A 15,284-nucleotide genomic window follows, 5' to 3' on the forward strand; every position below is an offset into this window, starting at 1 on the left:
AAAGTAATGGCAAACGGTGTGGTGAAATGGTTCAACGACGCGAAGGGGTTTGGCTTCATCGAGCAGGATAACGGCGGGGACGTCTTCGTGCACTTCTCGGCCATCCAGGGGGACGGCTTCAAATCGCTGGCCGAGGGGGACTCGGTAAGCTTCGACGTGATCCAGGGCGCCAAGGGGCCGCAGGCCACCAACGTCGTCAAGAACTAGCTTCCTTTCCGAGCCTAGGTCCGGCCCCGAATCCTTTCGGGGCCTTTTTAGTTCCGCCCCGACCAGGGGCAAACGGTGCCGCGCATGCGTATCAACGAGAAATCAGACTCCCGCAGCATAGCCAAGAAGGAGAAGGGGGCGGCTCCCAAGAGCGTCGCCGGGACCGGCGCTCCCCTCTTCGCCGGCCGGTTGACCGCGGTCGCCAAGGCGAGCGCCGAGTACCAGGGGGAGCTGCAGCGCCTCAAGGACGAGATCGACAAGGCGGGGGACGTCCTGGAGCAGGAGCCGACCATCGCCAACTTCAAGCTCTTCCGGGAACTGATCGCCACCATGGCGCGCAAGGTCTCCGCCGAGGCCTACCGCATCGAGATGCTGAGCGGCGGGGTCACCGGCCGCAGCCACGAGGTGATCGCCGTCATCGACAAGGAGGCCGACCTCCTCTACCACCTGGTGATGCGGGAGCAGAAAGACCACATAAGGATCGTTGCCCAGATCATCAAGATCAAGGGGCTGGTGGTCGACTTCCTGCTCTAGCCGCCCCTCCTGCGAGCGCGGGGCCTCGCGCCGCTCTCTCGCCACCCGCATCATCCCCCCCCCTGTATGGCATTTTCCGTATATAGTACTTAAGATCACATCGTAAAAACCGATATAACGCTAGGATTGACGGTGGCCGTTTCGCTACCTCCCCGCGCCCCTCGCAGGTCCCATTCCCATTCTGTTTGACAGGAGAACAACAATGCCGTCTTTCGTCCAGGCAGCATTGGCCGTCGTGGCCGTCCTTTCCCCCCTCGTGTTCCCCCCGGCCTCCTCGGCCGCGGAAACCCTCAGGATCAACGGCACCGGCAGCGGCCTTGTGGTGGTAAAGCCGCTGACGGCGGCATTCCAGAAGGAAAACCGCGGATGTGTCGTGGTAATGGAGAAGAGCCTCGGGAGCTCCGCCGCCATCAAGGCCGTGTCCAGGAACGCTCTCGATCTCGCCGTTTCCAGCCGGCCGCTGAAACCCGCCGAAAGCGTGGAGGGGCTGGTTCAGCAGGAGTGGGGGCGGACACCAATGGCTGTGCTCGCCAATCGCGGAGTCCGGGCGAGCGGCGTGACGCTGAAGGAACTGGCGGCGATGTACGCCGGCAGCAGCGCCAAGTGGCCCGGAGGAGAGCTGGTCCGGGTGGTGCTGCGTCCGGTCGAGGATACGGACACCAAGCTGACCCGTTCCCTGTCGCCGGAGATGGACCGGGGGGGGGCCGCGGCGCACGCGCGCAAGGACATGCTCGTGGGCATAACCGATAACGAGACCTTCGACTCCGTCAAGAAGACGGAAGGGGCCGTAGCCGTGATGGCACTGACGCTGGCGCTTTCCGAGCCGAACGCGGTGAGCGTCCTGAAGCTGGACGGGGTGCAGCCGAGCGTCGCCACCCTCGCCACCGGGAGGTACCGCCACCTCAAGGAGATGTACCTGGTCACCCGCAAGGACGCCCCCGCCTCGGTCACTAAATTCATCAAGTTCCTCTACTCGAAGAAGGGGCGCGCCGTCGCCGCCAAGCACGGACTCCTCATCACCGAGGCGAAATGATCGAACACAGCCGCTCCATACGCCGCAGCACCACCATCACCGCGGGGATCCTCTCCGCCGTGCTGACGCTGGTGCCGCCCGCGATCTACTTCGTGATGGCCTTCTCGCACATGACCGGGGTCATCGAAACGGAGGGGGAGATCAACGCGCGCGTCGTGGGCACCTTGGTGGTGGCGAACCCGAAGATGTGGGAGTTCGAAGAGCTGCGCCTGAAGGAGCTCCTGGCGCGCCGCTCGACGCAGACCACGGAACGGCGGGTACTCTACAACCTGAAAGGGGAGGTGGTCGCGGAGAGCTCGGACAAGGTGCTGCCGCCGATTCTTTCCAAATCCTTCCCGGTCCACGACGCCGGGCACCGGGTGGCCGTCCTTGTGGTCTCTCGCTCGCTGGCCCCGACCCTCATGGTGACCGCGCTCTTGCTCTGCCTGGGGGCGATCGGCGCGGGCTTCACCTTCTTCCGGCTGCGCACCGTGCCGCTTAGGGCCATCGAGAATGCCTACCGCAGCCTTAAACAGAGCGAGGAAAAGTACCGTTCGGTCTACGAGTCGCTCAAAGAGGGGCTGGCACTTTACCGGATCGTCGCGGGAGACGGGGGCGAGGCAGACCTGGTTCTGGCGGACACCAACCCTGCGGCCGCGTCGGTGTTCGGCTTCGGACGGGACGACATCGGCAAGAGCATCCGCCAGTTGCAGGGGGGGCTTTTCGCCCCGGTGCGGGGGGCTGTCCAAGGGGCGCTGCAGGGGGAGGTGAGCCTGGAGCTGGAACAGGAAGGGACGGGACGGGTATTCACCGTGAACACCTTTCCCATGGGTGAGGGGATGGTGGCGACCCTTTTGGAGGACGTCACCGAGAAAAAGCGCAGTGCGGAACAGCTTGAGACCCTGGCCTACTATGACAGCCTGACCGGGCTGTTGAACCGCCGCATGCTGCTGGACCGGATGGAGCATACCATCGACGTGGCGCAGCGCGAGGGGCTCAAGATGGCCACCCTCTTCTTCGATCTCAACGGCTTCAAGCCTATCAACGACACCCTCGGTCACGAGGCGGGGGACCAGATACTGATCGAGGTGGCCCGCCGCCTGAAAAACTCGGTGCGCAAGAAGGACACCCTGGCGCGGCTTGGGGGGGACGAGTTCGTGGTGGTGGCGACCCTGGACAAGGAGGAGAATGCAAGCTGCATCGCGCAAAACCTGCTCAGGCGCCTCACCCCGGTCTACGAGGTCAGCGGCAGGGAAGTCTACGTTGGGGCGAGCATCGGCGTATCAGTTTACCCCGACGACGGCACTTCCCCGGAAAACCTTCTGAAGAACGCCGACATCGCCATGTACAACGCCAAAAAACGGCCGGACGTGGAGTTCTGTTTCTACAGCGCCCAGATGAACCAGAAGCTGCAGGACCGCATGCGGCTCGAATTCGACCTCTGGATGGCCCTGGACCGCGATGAGTTTTTCCTGGAGTACCAGCCCATCGTGGACGCCCGCAGCGGGCGGATCGCCGCGGTGGAGGCGCTGGTGCGCTGGATGAGCCCGGAAAAGGGGAGGGTGATGCCGGATGCCTTCATCCCGATGGCCGAAGAGACCGGCATCATCATTCCCCTGGGAGGTTGGGTGCTGAACACCGCCTGTCTCAAGTTGCGGCAATGGCAGGAGGCGGGGTGCCGGCCGTTGAGGATGTCGGTCAACATCTCGGGGCGCCAGTTTGTGCGCGGGGACCTGTGCCGCACCGTCGAGGAGGTGGTGGAGCAGAGCGGGGTGGACCCGGCACTGCTGGAGCTGGAGCTCACCGAGACCTGCCTCATCAAGAACGTCGACGAAACCATCGCCAAGCTCTGCCGCCTGAAGGGGCTCAACGTCTCCATCGGCATCGACGACTTCGGCACCGGCTATTCGTCGCTGCAGTACCTGAAAAACTTCCCCATCGACCACCTGAAGATCGACCGCGCCTTCATCAAGAACGTCTGCGAGCTCCCCGACGAGCGCGCCATCGTGGACGCCATCATCGGGATCGCCAAGGCGATGGAACTCCACGTCATCGCGGAAGGGGTGGAAAGCCGGGAACAGGCGGAATACCTGGCGCAGCGCGGCTGCGACGAGCTGCAGGGGTATTACTACCACCGCCCGCTCTCCGAGGAGCGTCTGCTCGAGGTGCTCCGGGAGGAGCGGATGCGGGAGGAGGCCGGATCGGTCTGGACGGGGGGCGCCGGGGCACCGGCGGTGCCGGTCTGAACCGGCCGGGGGGAACGGAAAAAGGGGGCTCGTTCGAGCCCCCTTTCTTCTTTTTCGTCAGCGATGATCTTCCACCGCACCCCTCTCCCGAGGGGAAGGGGCCTTTCTTTAACTGCAGCCGCACCCTTTGGAGTTGTCTCCGCTCAGGGGAAGCTTCTTGCCGCACTTCTGGCACCGCCAGAAGAGGCCACCTCAACCCGGCATCAGGATCATGAGCCCCTGGCAATCCGGGCAGCTTTTCTCGTTCGTCATTGGCAAACCTCCTTATGGTCTGGACTGCTAGCGTACCGAAACGGCGATGTTCCCCACCCCGGCGATCTCGGCGACCACGCGGTCGCCGCTTTTGATCGGGCCGACCCCCGCCGGCGTGCCGGTCAGAACCAGGTCCCCCGGCTCCAGCGTGAAGATGGAGGAGAGGTAGGCCAACAGCTCGGGGATGCGGTGGATCATGAGCTCGGTGCCGCCGTCCTGGCGTTTCTCGCCGTTCACGGTGAGCGTGATGCGCAGCTGGTGCGGGTCGGCCACCTGCTCCGCCGGGACGAAGGGGGAGAGGGGGCAGGCGGTGTCGAACCCCTTGGCGATGTCCCAGGGAAGCCCCTTCTTCTTGAGCTCCGCCTGCACGTCCCGCAGGGTCAGGTCGATGGCGACGGCGTACCCCGCGACGTGGGAGAGTGCCTGCTCGGGGGGGATGTTGCTCCCTTTCCTGCCGATCAGAAGCGCCAGCTCCGCCTCGTGGTGGCAGTCGCTTGAGTAGGAGGGGATCACCACCTCCTCGCCGGCGCCGATCACGCAGGTGGCGGGCTTGGTGAAGATCACCGGGCGCTCCGGTACCTCGTTGCCCAGTTCCTTTATGTGGTCCGCGTAGTTGCGCCCGATGCAGAGGATCTTGCCGATCCTCACCGGTTCCGCGCTTCCGACCAGTTGTGCCGTCTTCATGGTTCTCCTCTCAGGCCGCCCTGACCTCGCTGGCGAGCCGGCATCCCTGCCAGCTGCCGCGCCTTCTCAGCTCGTTGATCACGGCGTACCACATCTGGTTGTTCTTCAGGTTCCAGTTCGGCGCGACCCGGATGGAAAGGGGGGCCGAGCCGTAGAGCCGCTGCACCGTGACCCGCGCCGGGAGTTCCTCCAGGAAGTCGCAGGCGGTCGCCACGTACTCGTCGATGCCGATCGGCTGCCAGCTCCCGTCCCGGTACATCTGGGCGAGCCTTGTGTTCTCCACCGCGTGCAGCTGGTGCAGCTTGACCGAGTTGACGGGGAGCCCGGCGATGAGACGCGCAGTCTTCAAAAAGCCGCTCCTGGTCTCCCCGGGGAAGCCGTAGATCAGGTGGGTGCAGATATCCAGGCCGCGGCCGGAGAGCCGCTGCACCGCGTCGAGGTACTCGGCCAGGGTGTGGCCGCGGTTGATCCGGGTGAGGATGGCGTCGTCCATGGACTGCAGGCCGAGCTCCACGCAGACGTAGTGCTCGCGCGCGAGGTCGGTCAAAAGCTCGATGGCGGCGGGGGTGAGCGAATCGGGACGGGTGCCGACCGAGATCCCCAGGACGTCGGGGTGGGCCAGGGCACGCCGGTACAGATCCGCAAGCTTCTCCACCGGGCCGTAGGTGTTGGTGTACTTCTGGAAGTAGACGATGAACTTGTCGCTGGAGAGGCGGCTGCGGTGGTACTCCATCCCGGCGGCCATCTGCTCCTCGATCGGGATCAGGGGCTGGGTCTCCTTGGGGGAGAAGGAGCTGTTGTCGCAATAGATGCATCCGCCGGTGCCGCGGCTGCCGTCGCGGTTGGGGCAGGTGAAGCCCCCGTCCACGTTCACCTTGCTGACGCGGCAGCCGAAGCGGCGCCTCAAGTAGGAACCGTAGGAGTTGATGCGAAGCTCGCTATGGATGGTTGTGCCGGCAGTCATCTAGTCGTTGTGCTCCTCGAGCGGGCGGAGCAGGGCCAGGAGCTTCTTGGCCGCGTCGCGCGGGTCCGCCGCGGAAAGGATGGCCGAGATGAGGGCGATGCCGCGCGCCTCACCAGCGACAGTCTCGGCGCAGTTCTCGAGGTTCACCCCCCCCAGCGCGAACACCGGGATCTGCAGCATCTGCGCCACCTTGTTCAGTTTGTCCAGCCCCACCGGCTCGCCGTACTCGGCCTTGCTGGGGGTGTAGTAGACCGGGCCGAAGGTGATGAAGTCGGCCCCCATCTCCTGGGCCGTGATGGCCTGGGTCTGGTTGTGGCAGGAGACCCCGATCAGCTTGCGCTCACCCAGGAGCCTGCGCACCTTGTAAAGCGGCAGGCTGGAGCTGCCGATGTGGACCCCGTCGGCGTCCACCGCCAGCGCCACGTCGACGCGGTCGTTCACGAAGAGCCTGGCGCCGTAGCGCGAGGTGAGGCGGCGCAGCTCCTGGGCCGTCTCGTAGAGCTCCTTGGTGCTGCTCCCCTTGTCCCTGAGCTGCACGGCGCGCACTCCCCCCCTGAGCGCCTCCTCTACCACGAACTCCAGGTTGCGCCCGAGGGTCTCGCCGCGCCCGGTGATCAGGTAGAGGTTGAAGTCTATCCAGGGGGAGTCGAGCCCTTTCACGCGATGAGACCCGCCAGGGGGGAGGAGGCGCTGGCGTAGAGCTTCCTCGGGATGCGCCCGGCGCGGTAGGCGAGCCTTCCCGCCCTGACCGCGAGGTTCATCGCCTCGGCCATGGCGACCGGGTCCTGGGCGCCGGCGATCGCGGTGTTCATGAGGACGCCGTCGCAGCCAAGCTCCATGGCGATGGCCGCATCGGAGGCTGTGCCCACGCCGGCGTCCACGATCACCGGGACCTTGACCGTCTCCAGGATGATCTGGATGTTGTACGGGTTGCGGATGCCAAGGCCGGAGCCGATCGGAGCGCCCAGCGGCATCACCGCGGCGCAACCCATGTCCTCAAGCTTCTTGCAGATGATCGGGTCGTCGCTTGTGTAGGGGAGCACGGTGAACCCTTCCGCGATGAGCACCTTGGCCGCCTTCAGGAGTTCCTCGTTGTTGGGGAAGAGCGTCTTCTCGTCCCCGAGCACCTCGAGTTTCACGAAGTCGGAGAGCCCCGCCTCGCGGGCGAGCCGACAGGTGCGGATGGCGTCCTCGGCGTTGTAGCAGCCGGCGGTGTTGGGGAGCAGGGTATATTTCTTCAGGTCGATGTGGTCTAAAAGGGATTCCTTGCTCCGGTCCGAGATGTTCACCCTTCTCACCGCCACGGTGATGATCTGGGCGCCGGACACCTCGATGGCGCGCACCATCTGCTGGAAATCGGCGTACTTGCCGGTCCCCACCATGAGGCGGGAGTCGAATTCGCGTCCTGCGATGACGAGCTTGTCGTTTGTTACGGGCATCACTGTTCTCCAATCGGTAGCGACTTGTCTAGATGGTCGGCCCGGCTGCTGCGGGGCCTCAAGGTGAGCGGGAGACGGGCCGGCGGCCCGCCGCGGGAGCCGCCTAGCCGCGGCCGGCGCCCCCTCCCACGAAATGGACGATCTCCAGGGCATCCCCCTCCTTGAGCAGGGTGGTCTCGTACTGCGCCTTGGGAAGGATGTCCAGGTTCAGCTCGACCGCGACGCGGCGCGGGTCGATGCCGAGGGAGACCAGGTACTGCTGAACCGTGAGGGGATCGATCGATACGGCTTCGCCGTTGGTGGTGATGTTCACTGCTGCTCCGGTACTGCGTGACGTTGGGGCCGGCCATGCCGGGGTGCGGCGCGAGCCGGGCGTGGCCCGAACGTAAACTAACAATACGGCCCCCCGCTGTCAATCGTTTTCTTCCGCGCAGTTGCGCCCGGTGCGGGGCGCCGGGAGGGTGAGCGTCGAGGGGAAAAGCCCGTATTGTATACGGCTTCAGGCCGTCTCCGGCCCGGCCGGAAGCCCGGCGCCCTTCGGATCCGGAAGGGGGGGGAGGGGGGCGTCCGCTTGCGGGACCGGGAGCAGGATGGTGAAGGTGGTGCCGGCACCTTCCTCGCTTTGCACCTCGATGCGCCCGCCGTGCTCCTGGATGATGCCGTAGGAGACGGAGAGCCCGAGGCCGGTCCCCTTGTTGGATTTGGTGGTGAAGAAGGGGTCGAAGATGCGGCCCAGGTTGGCCTCGGGGATGCCGCAGCCGTTGTCGCTGATCCTGATGAAGGCCAGTTCCTGCACCGGGTCGACGCCGGTCACCACCATGACCATCCCTTCGCCGCGCAGGGCGTGCCCCGCGTTGACCAGCATGTTCACCAGTACCTGCTCGATCTGGTTCGGGTCGAGCAAAAGCGCCGGGATCCGGCCCGAGTAGTTGCGGGCGATGGTGACGTCCTGGAACAATATCTGGTGCCTGACCAGCTCGAGGGCCGCGTCGGAGATCTCGTTCAGCGAGCAGGGGGTCTTCTGCGGCGGCGCGCAGCGGGCGAACTCCAAAAGCCCCTTGACGATGCCGGCGCAGCGCTTTGTTTCCCTGAGCACCGTCTCTATGTCGTTCTTCAGGACCGGGTCGAGCCTTGGGTTGCTCTGGATCAGGGAGGCGAAGACCAGGATGCCGGTGAGCGGGTTGTTGATCTCGTGGGCGATGCCGGCCACGAGCTCCCCCAGCGAGGCGAGCTTCTCGGAGCGGATCAACTGCGCCTGCATCCGGGTGATCTCCTGGGTCCTTTGCTGCACCATCTGCTCGAGGTCGCGTCCCCATCCCTCCAGCTCCTGCCGGGCCTTCTTCAGGTTGAGGGTCATGGTGTTGAAGGAGTCGGCCAGTTCCCCCATCTCGTCGTTGGCGAAACTGTGCACCAGCCCGTCCAACTCCCCCCGCGACAGCATCTGGGTGTGCTCCAACAGTTCACGCACCGGGCGGTTCACCAGTTTCTGGGTGAAGAAGGTAAGGCTCAGCGAGGTGAGGGTGATGAGGAGCAGGGTCAGGAACAGCATCCGGCCGCGGTAGGCATCCAACAGGGAGTGCATCCGGTCCAGCGGGACCACCACGTCCAGCACGCCGAGCACCTTGAACTTCTCGGGGTGGAAGTGACAGCTCGCGGTGTAGCAGCTCTCCTCGTTGTAGATGGCGTTGGTGATACCGAGGAACTCGGCGCCGGAACTGCCATAGAAGCGGCGGCTGCGGTTCTTTGAGGAGGCGGTGAGCAGGAGTTCGGGGCCGCCGTGGCAGACCGCGCAGATCTCGGAGTGTTTGCCGAGCACCGTCCCGGTCTCGGAGTCGTCCGTGGAAAAGATGATGCGCCCGGTCTTGTTGATGAGCCGGATCCGCTCCACCCCCTGCTGGTTGCCGATCTCCTCGATGGTCTTGTAGAAGAGGGGACGGTCGTCCCGGAGCATCTGGTTATGGGTGGTGCGGATGATGGTCTCGGTGATGCGGTCGGCCTCCGAGATCGCCTCCTGCAGCAGCAGCCCCTTGAGGCTCCTCAGGTTCAGGTAGGCGAACAGGGCCATGGTGCACAAAAGCACCAGCCCGGAGGCCAGGGCAAGTTTGGAAATCAGGTTGAGGCGCACGGTCGCTCTCCGCCGATTTGCCGGCGCCGATGCCCAGGCGCCAGACCGTCAAGATCGCATCGCTGCGAACGTCTTGTTGCTTGACATTTCTAGAACATAATTCTATATTTTGCGTGTATGACACTATCCGGAGTCGCATCCTGCCGACTTTACCAGTGGAAGCTGTTTTACCGCACCTCTTGCGGGGCGGCTTCCGGGGAGAAGCGGTAGGGCGAGTTTAAACACATTAAAAGGGTTTATCAAGCGATTAATTTTCTTGACACGGCTTGTCAAATGGCCTAGTTAATATTGTTTGAAATTTTTCCTGATATTCATAGGTGCAGCCAATGGCGAAAAAAGAGAAATCTGAGTACATCATTCAGGCCGTCTCCCACGCACTCGACCTCCTGGAACAGTTCCATGACGAGGTGGACGAACTGGGTGTGACCGAGCTGAGCAAGAGGCTGAAGCTTCACAAGAACAACGTTTTCCGCCTTCTGGCTACCCTGGAGTCGCGGAACTACATAGAGCAGAACAAGGTAACGGAGAACTACCGGCTTGGGCTCAAGACCCTGGAGCTGGGGCAGACCTTCATCAAGCAGATGGGTCTTCTGCGCCAGTCCCGCCCGGTGCTCGAGGCGCTGGTCAAGGAGTGCAACGAGACCACCTACGTCGCCATCCTCAAGGAGTTCCACATCGTCTACCTGGACGTGGTGGAAACCGACCTGACCGTCAGGGTCGTGCCGCGCGTGGGTGCCCGTCTGCCGGCCTACTGCACCGCAGCCGGCAAGGTCCAGATCGCCTACATGACCGACGAGGAGCTGGAGAACTACCTCCCCACCAAGGAAATGAAGCGCTACACCCCGAAGACGGTCACCGACCGCGAGGAGCTGAAGAAGCACCTCAAGGTGATCGCCGAGCAGGGGTACGCCATCGACGACGAGGAGATGGATGTCGGCGTGAAGTGCGTGGGCGCCCCGATCCGCGACTACACCCGCCGCATCATCGGCGCGGTGAGCATCTCCGGCCCCTCGATGCGCTTCACCGACGAGCGCCTGGAGAAGGAACTGATCCCGCTGGTGATCCGCTCCGGCGAGGAGATCTCCCACAAGCTGGGGTACCACAAATAGCAAAAAAGGAAGGCCCCCGCCGCAAGCGGGGGCCTTTTTCGTCGTACCTCTTCGCTTTCGTCCCGGCTCACCCCTTGGTCCGGTCCGCTATCTCCTCGCGCCACAGCTTGAGCACCTGCGCCTCCAGCTCATCCCTGCTGCCGCGGTTGTCGATGACGATCCTCCCCAGCTTTTTCTTTTCTTCCATCGGCATCTGCGACGCTATCCGCGAGAGGGCCGCCTCCCGCGAGAGGCCGTCGCGCGCCATCAGGCGTGCCAGCTGGGTCTCCTGGTCCAGGTAGACCACCCATACCTCGTGGACCCGCGAGGTGATTCCCGCCTCGAAGAGCAGCGGGGCCACGTAGAAGGCGGTGCCGGTCCCCGCCTCCCTGAGCCGCTGCAGTTTCTCCTCCGCCCGTTTCCTGATGGCGGGATGGGTGATCCCCTCCAGGATGCGCCGCGCCGACGGGTCGGCGAACACGATCTCCCCCAGGGTGGCGCGGTTCAGGGTGCCGTCGGGGTTGAGCACCTTGTCCCCGAAGCTCGCCACGATCTGCGCCAGGGCCTCCTCGCCCGGCTGCACTACCTCCCGCGCCAGTTGGTCGGCGTCGACAACTGCCGCTCCCAGCTTTTCGAAGAGGTGCGCCGCGCTGGTCTTGCCCGATGCGATCCCCCCGGTGAGTCCTATGATGCGCATGCCGCTCCCTTGCTGCTCAGTATGCTATCCCCTGTTCGCCCAGGGTGAAGGTCGGGTTGGTCAGGTCCTCCTCGACGAGGAGGGTGCTGGAGCCGATCCTGATCTGCGCGCCCAGGAAAGCGTCGCGCTCCACCTCCACCCTGGCCTGGGCATTGATCTCCAGCCGTTTCTGCAGACGTTTCTTCTCGCCGGTGAGTTCGGCCAGCTCCCCCTGGCACTTGGTGTAGATGCGCTGCTTCAGGTTCAAAAGCCCGGCCTCCATGCTGCCGGGGTTCTCCTTGACGTAGGCGAGGGTCTTGGTGAGCTCGTCCAGTTGGCGCTGCTTCTCGGCCAGGTTTTCCTGTACCGTCTCCAGCTTGCGGTTTAGGGCGGGGTCGACCCCCACCTCGATGACGGTGGGGACCCCGGCGTGGGAGCCGATCACCACGGCGTGCACCAGCGAGACGGCGCGGCAGACGCCGCCGATGATGTGCCCTTTGCGCCCCCCCGTCTCCCCGACGAGGATGCTTCCCCCCGAGGTGAGCTCGCTCTGCATGGCGAGCTCCCGGATCACTATGTCCCCGCCGGCGCTGATGGCGGCGTTCTCGGCGAACTGCACCGTTACGCCCCCCCCCGCCTCCAGCTGGGCCATCTCCTGGCGGCTCACCATCGTCCCGGGCTGTACTGCCTTGCCGTGACCGATGACCCCACCCTGGATCATGATGTTTCCCCCCGCCTTGACCCGGGCTGCCTCCACGACCCCCCCAACGGTGATGTCCTCGGTGGCGGTGACCTCCATCCCCTCGCAGACGTCGCCGGAGATCTCCAGCGATCCCTTGAAGTGAAGGTTGCCGGTGGAGAGGTCGACCCGCTTCAGCTTGAACACGGGCTCAACGATGACGCCGTGCGGCACGATGACCGGGTAGCCGGAGATGGCAGCGACCAGGAGGTCGCAGTCGGTGAGGTCGCAGGCGATGCCGGTAAGGTTCTCCGCGAAGGGGATGTCGACCCCGTCACTGGTGGGGAGCTCCACCCCCAAGAGGTTTACCCCGGGGACGCCGGTGGTGGGGTGGGTGCGCCGCAAGAGCGGGTCCCCGAGGCTCACGCTGACGATGTCGCCCAGGTTGCGGTAGTCGGCCGTGTCGTCGTCTGAGAGCTGCGGCATCTGGGTGGCCATCTCGGGGATCAGGCTGATGAACTGGCTGTCCTCCCCCGGGAGCGGCGCGGTCCCCTGGGCGATCACAAGCTTGCTCGCCTGGCCCGCCTGGACCGCGGCTTCGATCTCGTCGTACAGGATGCCGCAGACCACCCCGGCGCGGGAGAGCGCCTGTTCCACCTCCTCGCGGGTGATCCTGCGCCCGCCGAAGGCCGGCTGGATGCTCAGGGTGGCGCTCATCATGTCGTCGGAGAGCTGCAGGGCGAGGGTGGCGTCGCGCCGCTCGCCGATCTGCAGCGTGAAGGCGGCCGGGGAGACGGCGCAGCGCTGCAGCAGCTGCTCCAGGGCGTCCTGGGAGACGAAGAGTTCGCCGTATCCCAGCGCCTCGATCGCCTCGCGCAGCTGCCCTGCGTCCAGGACGCGCCGCTGGGTGACCGGGGTGTACTGCGCCAACAGGGACATCTGGTCCGGGCTCAGTTGCAGCTTCAATCCGGTGCCGTCGAGAATGTCGGTCTCCATGACCCCTCCGGTGACGCCCACAGGGTCTTCATGGGCGCTTCCAGATTAAGTATCGGCGTCTCCAGCGAAAAGTTAAATTCTTTAAGGGGGGCGCCGCGCCGTGCCGGGGGCGATGTTAGGACCTAACGGCGACAAAAACAACCATTAATTGCAGCTATGGCAACGAGCGTCCGGCGCCGCGATCGGCACTTGTCGTATACGGCCTACCACAGCGATAATCCGTATGATTTTTCGCTTGATTAGAGCTGAGTGATGTGGTAAAAACTGGATACTGTATACAATGTGCACCGGACAATTTACTTAATAAATGTAAATATTTAGCCGATAATGCGGCCAATTTTACAGCTATTTCGGAGGCCTAAGTGGCAGAGGTAGTTTTTTCCAGCTGGGGCAGAAACATAGTTGATAACCGCAAGGGGGGCGAGAAGAAGGATGTCTCCTTCAAACTGCCCGCCACCTACGACGGAGAGCGGCCGCTTTCGGCTTTCCTCGGCTGGGATGGCATCATTTTGTACAACAAGGATGTCGACATCCCTGCCATGGTCGCCGAGTACATGAAGCGGGTGCAGACCAAGTACGTCTGCGGCAAGTGCACCCCGGGCAAGAAGGGGACCCGTGTCATCATGGACGCCCTCTCCGGGATCATGGAGGGGCGCGGCAAGGAAGAGGATCTCGAGACCATCCTCGACGTCGGGAGCGTGCTGTCGCACTGCAAGTGCACCCTCTGCCCGAGTTCTGCGGTACCGGTCATCGACGCGGTCACCCACTTCCGCGATGCCTTCGTGAACTACATCCGCGGCGCCAAGAGCCTCTCCTCGGAATTCCGCTACATCGAGAAGTACACCGCGCCCTGCATGGACAAGTGCCCGGCCCACATCGATATCCCCGCCTACATCGAGTCGGTGAAGGATTACCGTTTCGGCGATTCGCTGGAGACCATCCGCGAGTCGATGCCGCTCCCCTCGGTCTGCGGTCGCGTCTGCCCGCACCCGTGTGAGACCGCCTGCCGCAGGAAGAACGTGGACGAGTCGATCAACATCATGGTGCTCAAACGCAGCGCCTCCGACTACGAATGGCAGCACGGCCACCTCCCGCCCATGGCTCCCAAGGCGAAGCAGTCCAAGAAGGTCGCCGTGGTGGGCGCGGGTCCGGCCGGTCTCGCCGCCGCCTATTACCTGGCCCTGGAAGGGTACCCGGTCACCATCTACGAAGCGCTTCCCTTGGGTGGCGGCATGGTCGCCGTTGGCATCCCCCCCTACCGCCAGCCGCGTCACCTGCTGCAGCGCGACATCGACATCATCCAGGGACTGGGCGTCGAGATCATCTACAACACCCGGGTGGGCAAGGACATCACCCTCGACGAGCTGAGGCAGAAATTCGACTCAGTGCTCCTCGCGCCGGGCGCGCACCGCTCCAAGCCGATGGGTGTCGAGGGGGAGGACAAGGGGTACAAGGGCTTCCTGACCGGCGGCATCGACTTCCTGAGAAACGTCTACCTGGGCCTTCCCACCGGTATGGGCAAGAAGGTCTTCGTGGTCGGCGGCGGCAACACCGCCATCGACTGCGTCAGGGTTGCGCTGCGCGAGGGGGCCGAGGAGAGCGTGCTGGTCTACCGCCGCTCCCGCAACGAGATGCCGGCAGACGTCTGGGAGGTCGACGGGGCGGACGAGGAAGGGGTACGCTTCGAGTTCCAGGTGCTCCCGACCAAGGTCATCGCCAACGAGAACAACGAGGTCACCGGGGTCGAGCTGATCAGGATGGCACTCGGCGAGCCGGACGCCTCCGGGCGCCGCCGTCCGGAACCGGTGCCGGGCTCCGAGTTCATCATCGAGTGCGACACCATCATCCCGGCCATCGGCCAGGACGCCGACCTCTCCTTCATCCCGGCCGACGCGGGGATCGACACCACCAAGTGGAGCACCATCGTCACCAAGTACGTGCCGCTCAAGGGGCACGACGGCAAGGACCTGAAGGACGGCATGGGCAACATGCTCTCCAGGACCCTGATCACCGACTGCGACGGCGTCTTCGCCTCGGGCGACGCCGAGATCGGCCCGCTCACCGTCGTGGCCTGCGTCGGCAACGGCCACCGTGCCGCCAAGGTGATCCAGCGCTACCTGGAAGGAAAGGGCGTCGACCTCACCGACGACGAGCGGATGGAGGACATCCTCACCTACTTCGGCGTCTACGACAAGAACGAGAACGTGCAGTGGCTGGACGGCGCCTCGCGCGAGCACCAGAAGGAGGTGCACGGCAAGGAGAGGGCGAGCTACAAGAACTACTGCGAGGTGGAGTTGGGCTACGCCAACAGCCAGGCGGTGCGGGAGGCCGAGAGGTGCCTGCGCTGCTACCGGGTCGCCATGGTGGCCGTCTAGGGGCGGC

The 15,284-nt window shown here is 64.4% G+C and carries 14 protein-coding genes; 6 read left to right on the plus strand and 8 right to left on the minus strand.

Annotation, left to right across the window (positions count from 1 at the left end; all coding sequences use genetic code 11):
• The first annotated feature begins 6 nt into the window (after positions 1-6).
• The 4 genes from KP003_RS02140 (at position 7) to KP003_RS02155 (ending at position 3,999) form a co-directional block, all read left to right on the plus strand.
• The gene (locus tag KP003_RS02140; RefSeq protein ID WP_216497324.1) at positions 7-207 is read left to right on the plus strand and encodes a cold-shock protein; all 201 of its coding nucleotides are present in this window, start codon (positions 7-9) and stop codon (positions 205-207) included.
• 84 nt (positions 208-291) lie between these two features.
• Positions 292-741: a YaaR family protein gene (locus KP003_RS02145; RefSeq protein WP_216497323.1), complete on the plus strand. Its 450-nt coding sequence runs from the start codon at positions 292-294 to the stop codon at positions 739-741.
• A gap of 202 nt (positions 742-943) precedes the next feature.
• Positions 944-1,774, plus strand: coding sequence for a PstS family phosphate ABC transporter substrate-binding protein (locus KP003_RS02150; RefSeq protein WP_217300241.1), 831 nt, complete (start codon positions 944-946; stop codon positions 1,772-1,774).
• A complete protein-coding gene (locus tag KP003_RS02155; RefSeq protein ID WP_216790376.1) occupies positions 1,771-3,999 on the plus strand; it encodes a putative bifunctional diguanylate cyclase/phosphodiesterase in 2,229 nt (742 codons plus the stop codon). The genes KP003_RS02150 and KP003_RS02155 overlap by 4 nt, the downstream gene beginning before the upstream one ends.
• A 279-nt stretch (positions 4,000-4,278) precedes the next feature.
• On the opposite strand, the gene KP003_RS02160 is transcribed toward KP003_RS02155, so the two are convergent.
• The 6 genes from KP003_RS02160 to KP003_RS02185 all read right to left on the minus strand — a co-directional run bounded on the left by KP003_RS02160 (position 4,279) and on the right by KP003_RS02185 (position 9,463).
• Positions 4,279-4,935 (minus strand): fumarylacetoacetate hydrolase family protein, encoded by a 657-nt coding sequence (locus KP003_RS02160; protein WP_216497320.1) that lies wholly within the window; start codon positions 4,933-4,935, stop codon positions 4,279-4,281.
• Positions 4,936-4,945: 10 nt separating this feature from the next.
• A complete protein-coding gene (gene mnmL, locus KP003_RS02165) occupies positions 4,946-5,899 on the minus strand; it encodes a tRNA modification radical SAM protein MnmL/YtqA (protein ID WP_216497318.1) in 954 nt (317 codons plus the stop codon).
• Complete coding sequence (gene thiE, locus KP003_RS02170) at positions 5,900-6,559, minus strand: thiamine phosphate synthase (protein ID WP_216790378.1); 660 nt, start codon at positions 6,557-6,559, stop codon at positions 5,900-5,902.
• Positions 6,556-7,338: a thiazole synthase gene (locus tag KP003_RS02175; protein WP_216497316.1), complete on the minus strand. Its 783-nt coding sequence runs from the start codon at positions 7,336-7,338 to the stop codon at positions 6,556-6,558. Before KP003_RS02175 ends, thiE begins: the two co-directional genes overlap by 4 nt.
• 103 nt (positions 7,339-7,441) lie before the next feature.
• Positions 7,442-7,651, minus strand: coding sequence for a sulfur carrier protein ThiS (gene thiS, locus KP003_RS02180; RefSeq protein ID WP_216497315.1), 210 nt, complete (start codon positions 7,649-7,651; stop codon positions 7,442-7,444).
• A 186-nt stretch (positions 7,652-7,837) separates the two neighbouring features.
• Entirely contained in the window at positions 7,838-9,463 is a 1,626-nt protein-coding gene (locus KP003_RS02185) for a sensor histidine kinase (RefSeq protein ID WP_216497314.1), read from the minus strand.
• Between the two features lie 326 nt (positions 9,464-9,789).
• Between KP003_RS02185 and KP003_RS02190 the strand changes: the two genes are divergently transcribed.
• On the plus strand, positions 9,790-10,572 hold the full coding sequence (locus KP003_RS02190) for an IclR family transcriptional regulator (protein ID WP_183345626.1): 783 nt from the start codon (positions 9,790-9,792) through the stop codon (positions 10,570-10,572).
• 67 nt (positions 10,573-10,639) lie between these two features.
• Here the strand turns inward: KP003_RS02190 and coaE are convergent, their stop codons facing one another.
• Both coaE and KP003_RS02200 read right to left on the minus strand, forming a co-directional pair.
• On the minus strand, positions 10,640-11,248 hold the full coding sequence (gene coaE, locus KP003_RS02195; protein WP_216497313.1) for a dephospho-CoA kinase: 609 nt from the start codon (positions 11,246-11,248) through the stop codon (positions 10,640-10,642).
• Between the two features lie 16 nt (positions 11,249-11,264).
• Entirely contained in the window at positions 11,265-12,902 is a 1,638-nt protein-coding gene (locus KP003_RS02200) for a flagellar assembly protein A (protein WP_216497312.1), read from the minus strand.
• A gap of 362 nt (positions 12,903-13,264) precedes the next feature.
• On the opposite strand from KP003_RS02200, the gene KP003_RS02205 reads away from it, so the two are divergent.
• On the plus strand, positions 13,265-15,277 hold the full coding sequence (locus tag KP003_RS02205) for an FAD-dependent oxidoreductase (RefSeq protein WP_216497311.1): 2,013 nt from the start codon (positions 13,265-13,267) through the stop codon (positions 15,275-15,277).
• Positions 15,278-15,284 lie beyond the last annotated feature (7 nt).

The organism is Geomonas diazotrophica, from assembly GCF_019063885.1.
Lineage (GTDB): Bacteria > Desulfobacterota > Desulfuromonadia > Geobacterales > Geobacteraceae > Geomonas > Geomonas diazotrophica.

What these genes read in the sequence shown, in the direction of transcription:
- KP003_RS02140 (WP_216497324.1), top strand. Translation starts at nt 7, where the DNA reads ATGGCAAACGGTGTGGTGAAATGGTTCAACGACGCGAAGGGGTTTGGC.
- KP003_RS02155 (WP_216790376.1), top strand. Translation starts at nt 1,771, where the DNA reads ATGATCGAACACAGCCGCTCCATACGCCGCAGCACCACCATCACCGCG.
- coaE (WP_216497313.1), bottom strand. Translation starts at nt 11,248, where the DNA reads ATGCGCATCATAGGACTCACCGGGGGGATCGCATCGGGCAAGACCAGC.
- mnmL (WP_216497318.1), bottom strand. Translation starts at nt 5,899, where the DNA reads ATGACTGCCGGCACAACCATCCATAGCGAGCTTCGCATCAACTCCTAC.
- KP003_RS02145 (WP_216497323.1), top strand. Translation starts at nt 292, where the DNA reads ATGCGTATCAACGAGAAATCAGACTCCCGCAGCATAGCCAAGAAGGAG.
- KP003_RS02175 (WP_216497316.1), bottom strand. Translation starts at nt 7,338, where the DNA reads ATGCCCGTAACAAACGACAAGCTCGTCATCGCAGGACGCGAATTCGAC.
- KP003_RS02160 (WP_216497320.1), bottom strand. Translation starts at nt 4,935, where the DNA reads ATGAAGACGGCACAACTGGTCGGAAGCGCGGAACCGGTGAGGATCGGC.
- KP003_RS02200 (WP_216497312.1), bottom strand. Translation starts at nt 12,902, where the DNA reads ATGGAGACCGACATTCTCGACGGCACCGGATTGAAGCTGCAACTGAGC.
- KP003_RS02190 (WP_183345626.1), top strand. Translation starts at nt 9,790, where the DNA reads ATGGCGAAAAAAGAGAAATCTGAGTACATCATTCAGGCCGTCTCCCAC.
- KP003_RS02150 (WP_217300241.1), top strand. Translation starts at nt 944, where the DNA reads ATGCCGTCTTTCGTCCAGGCAGCATTGGCCGTCGTGGCCGTCCTTTCC.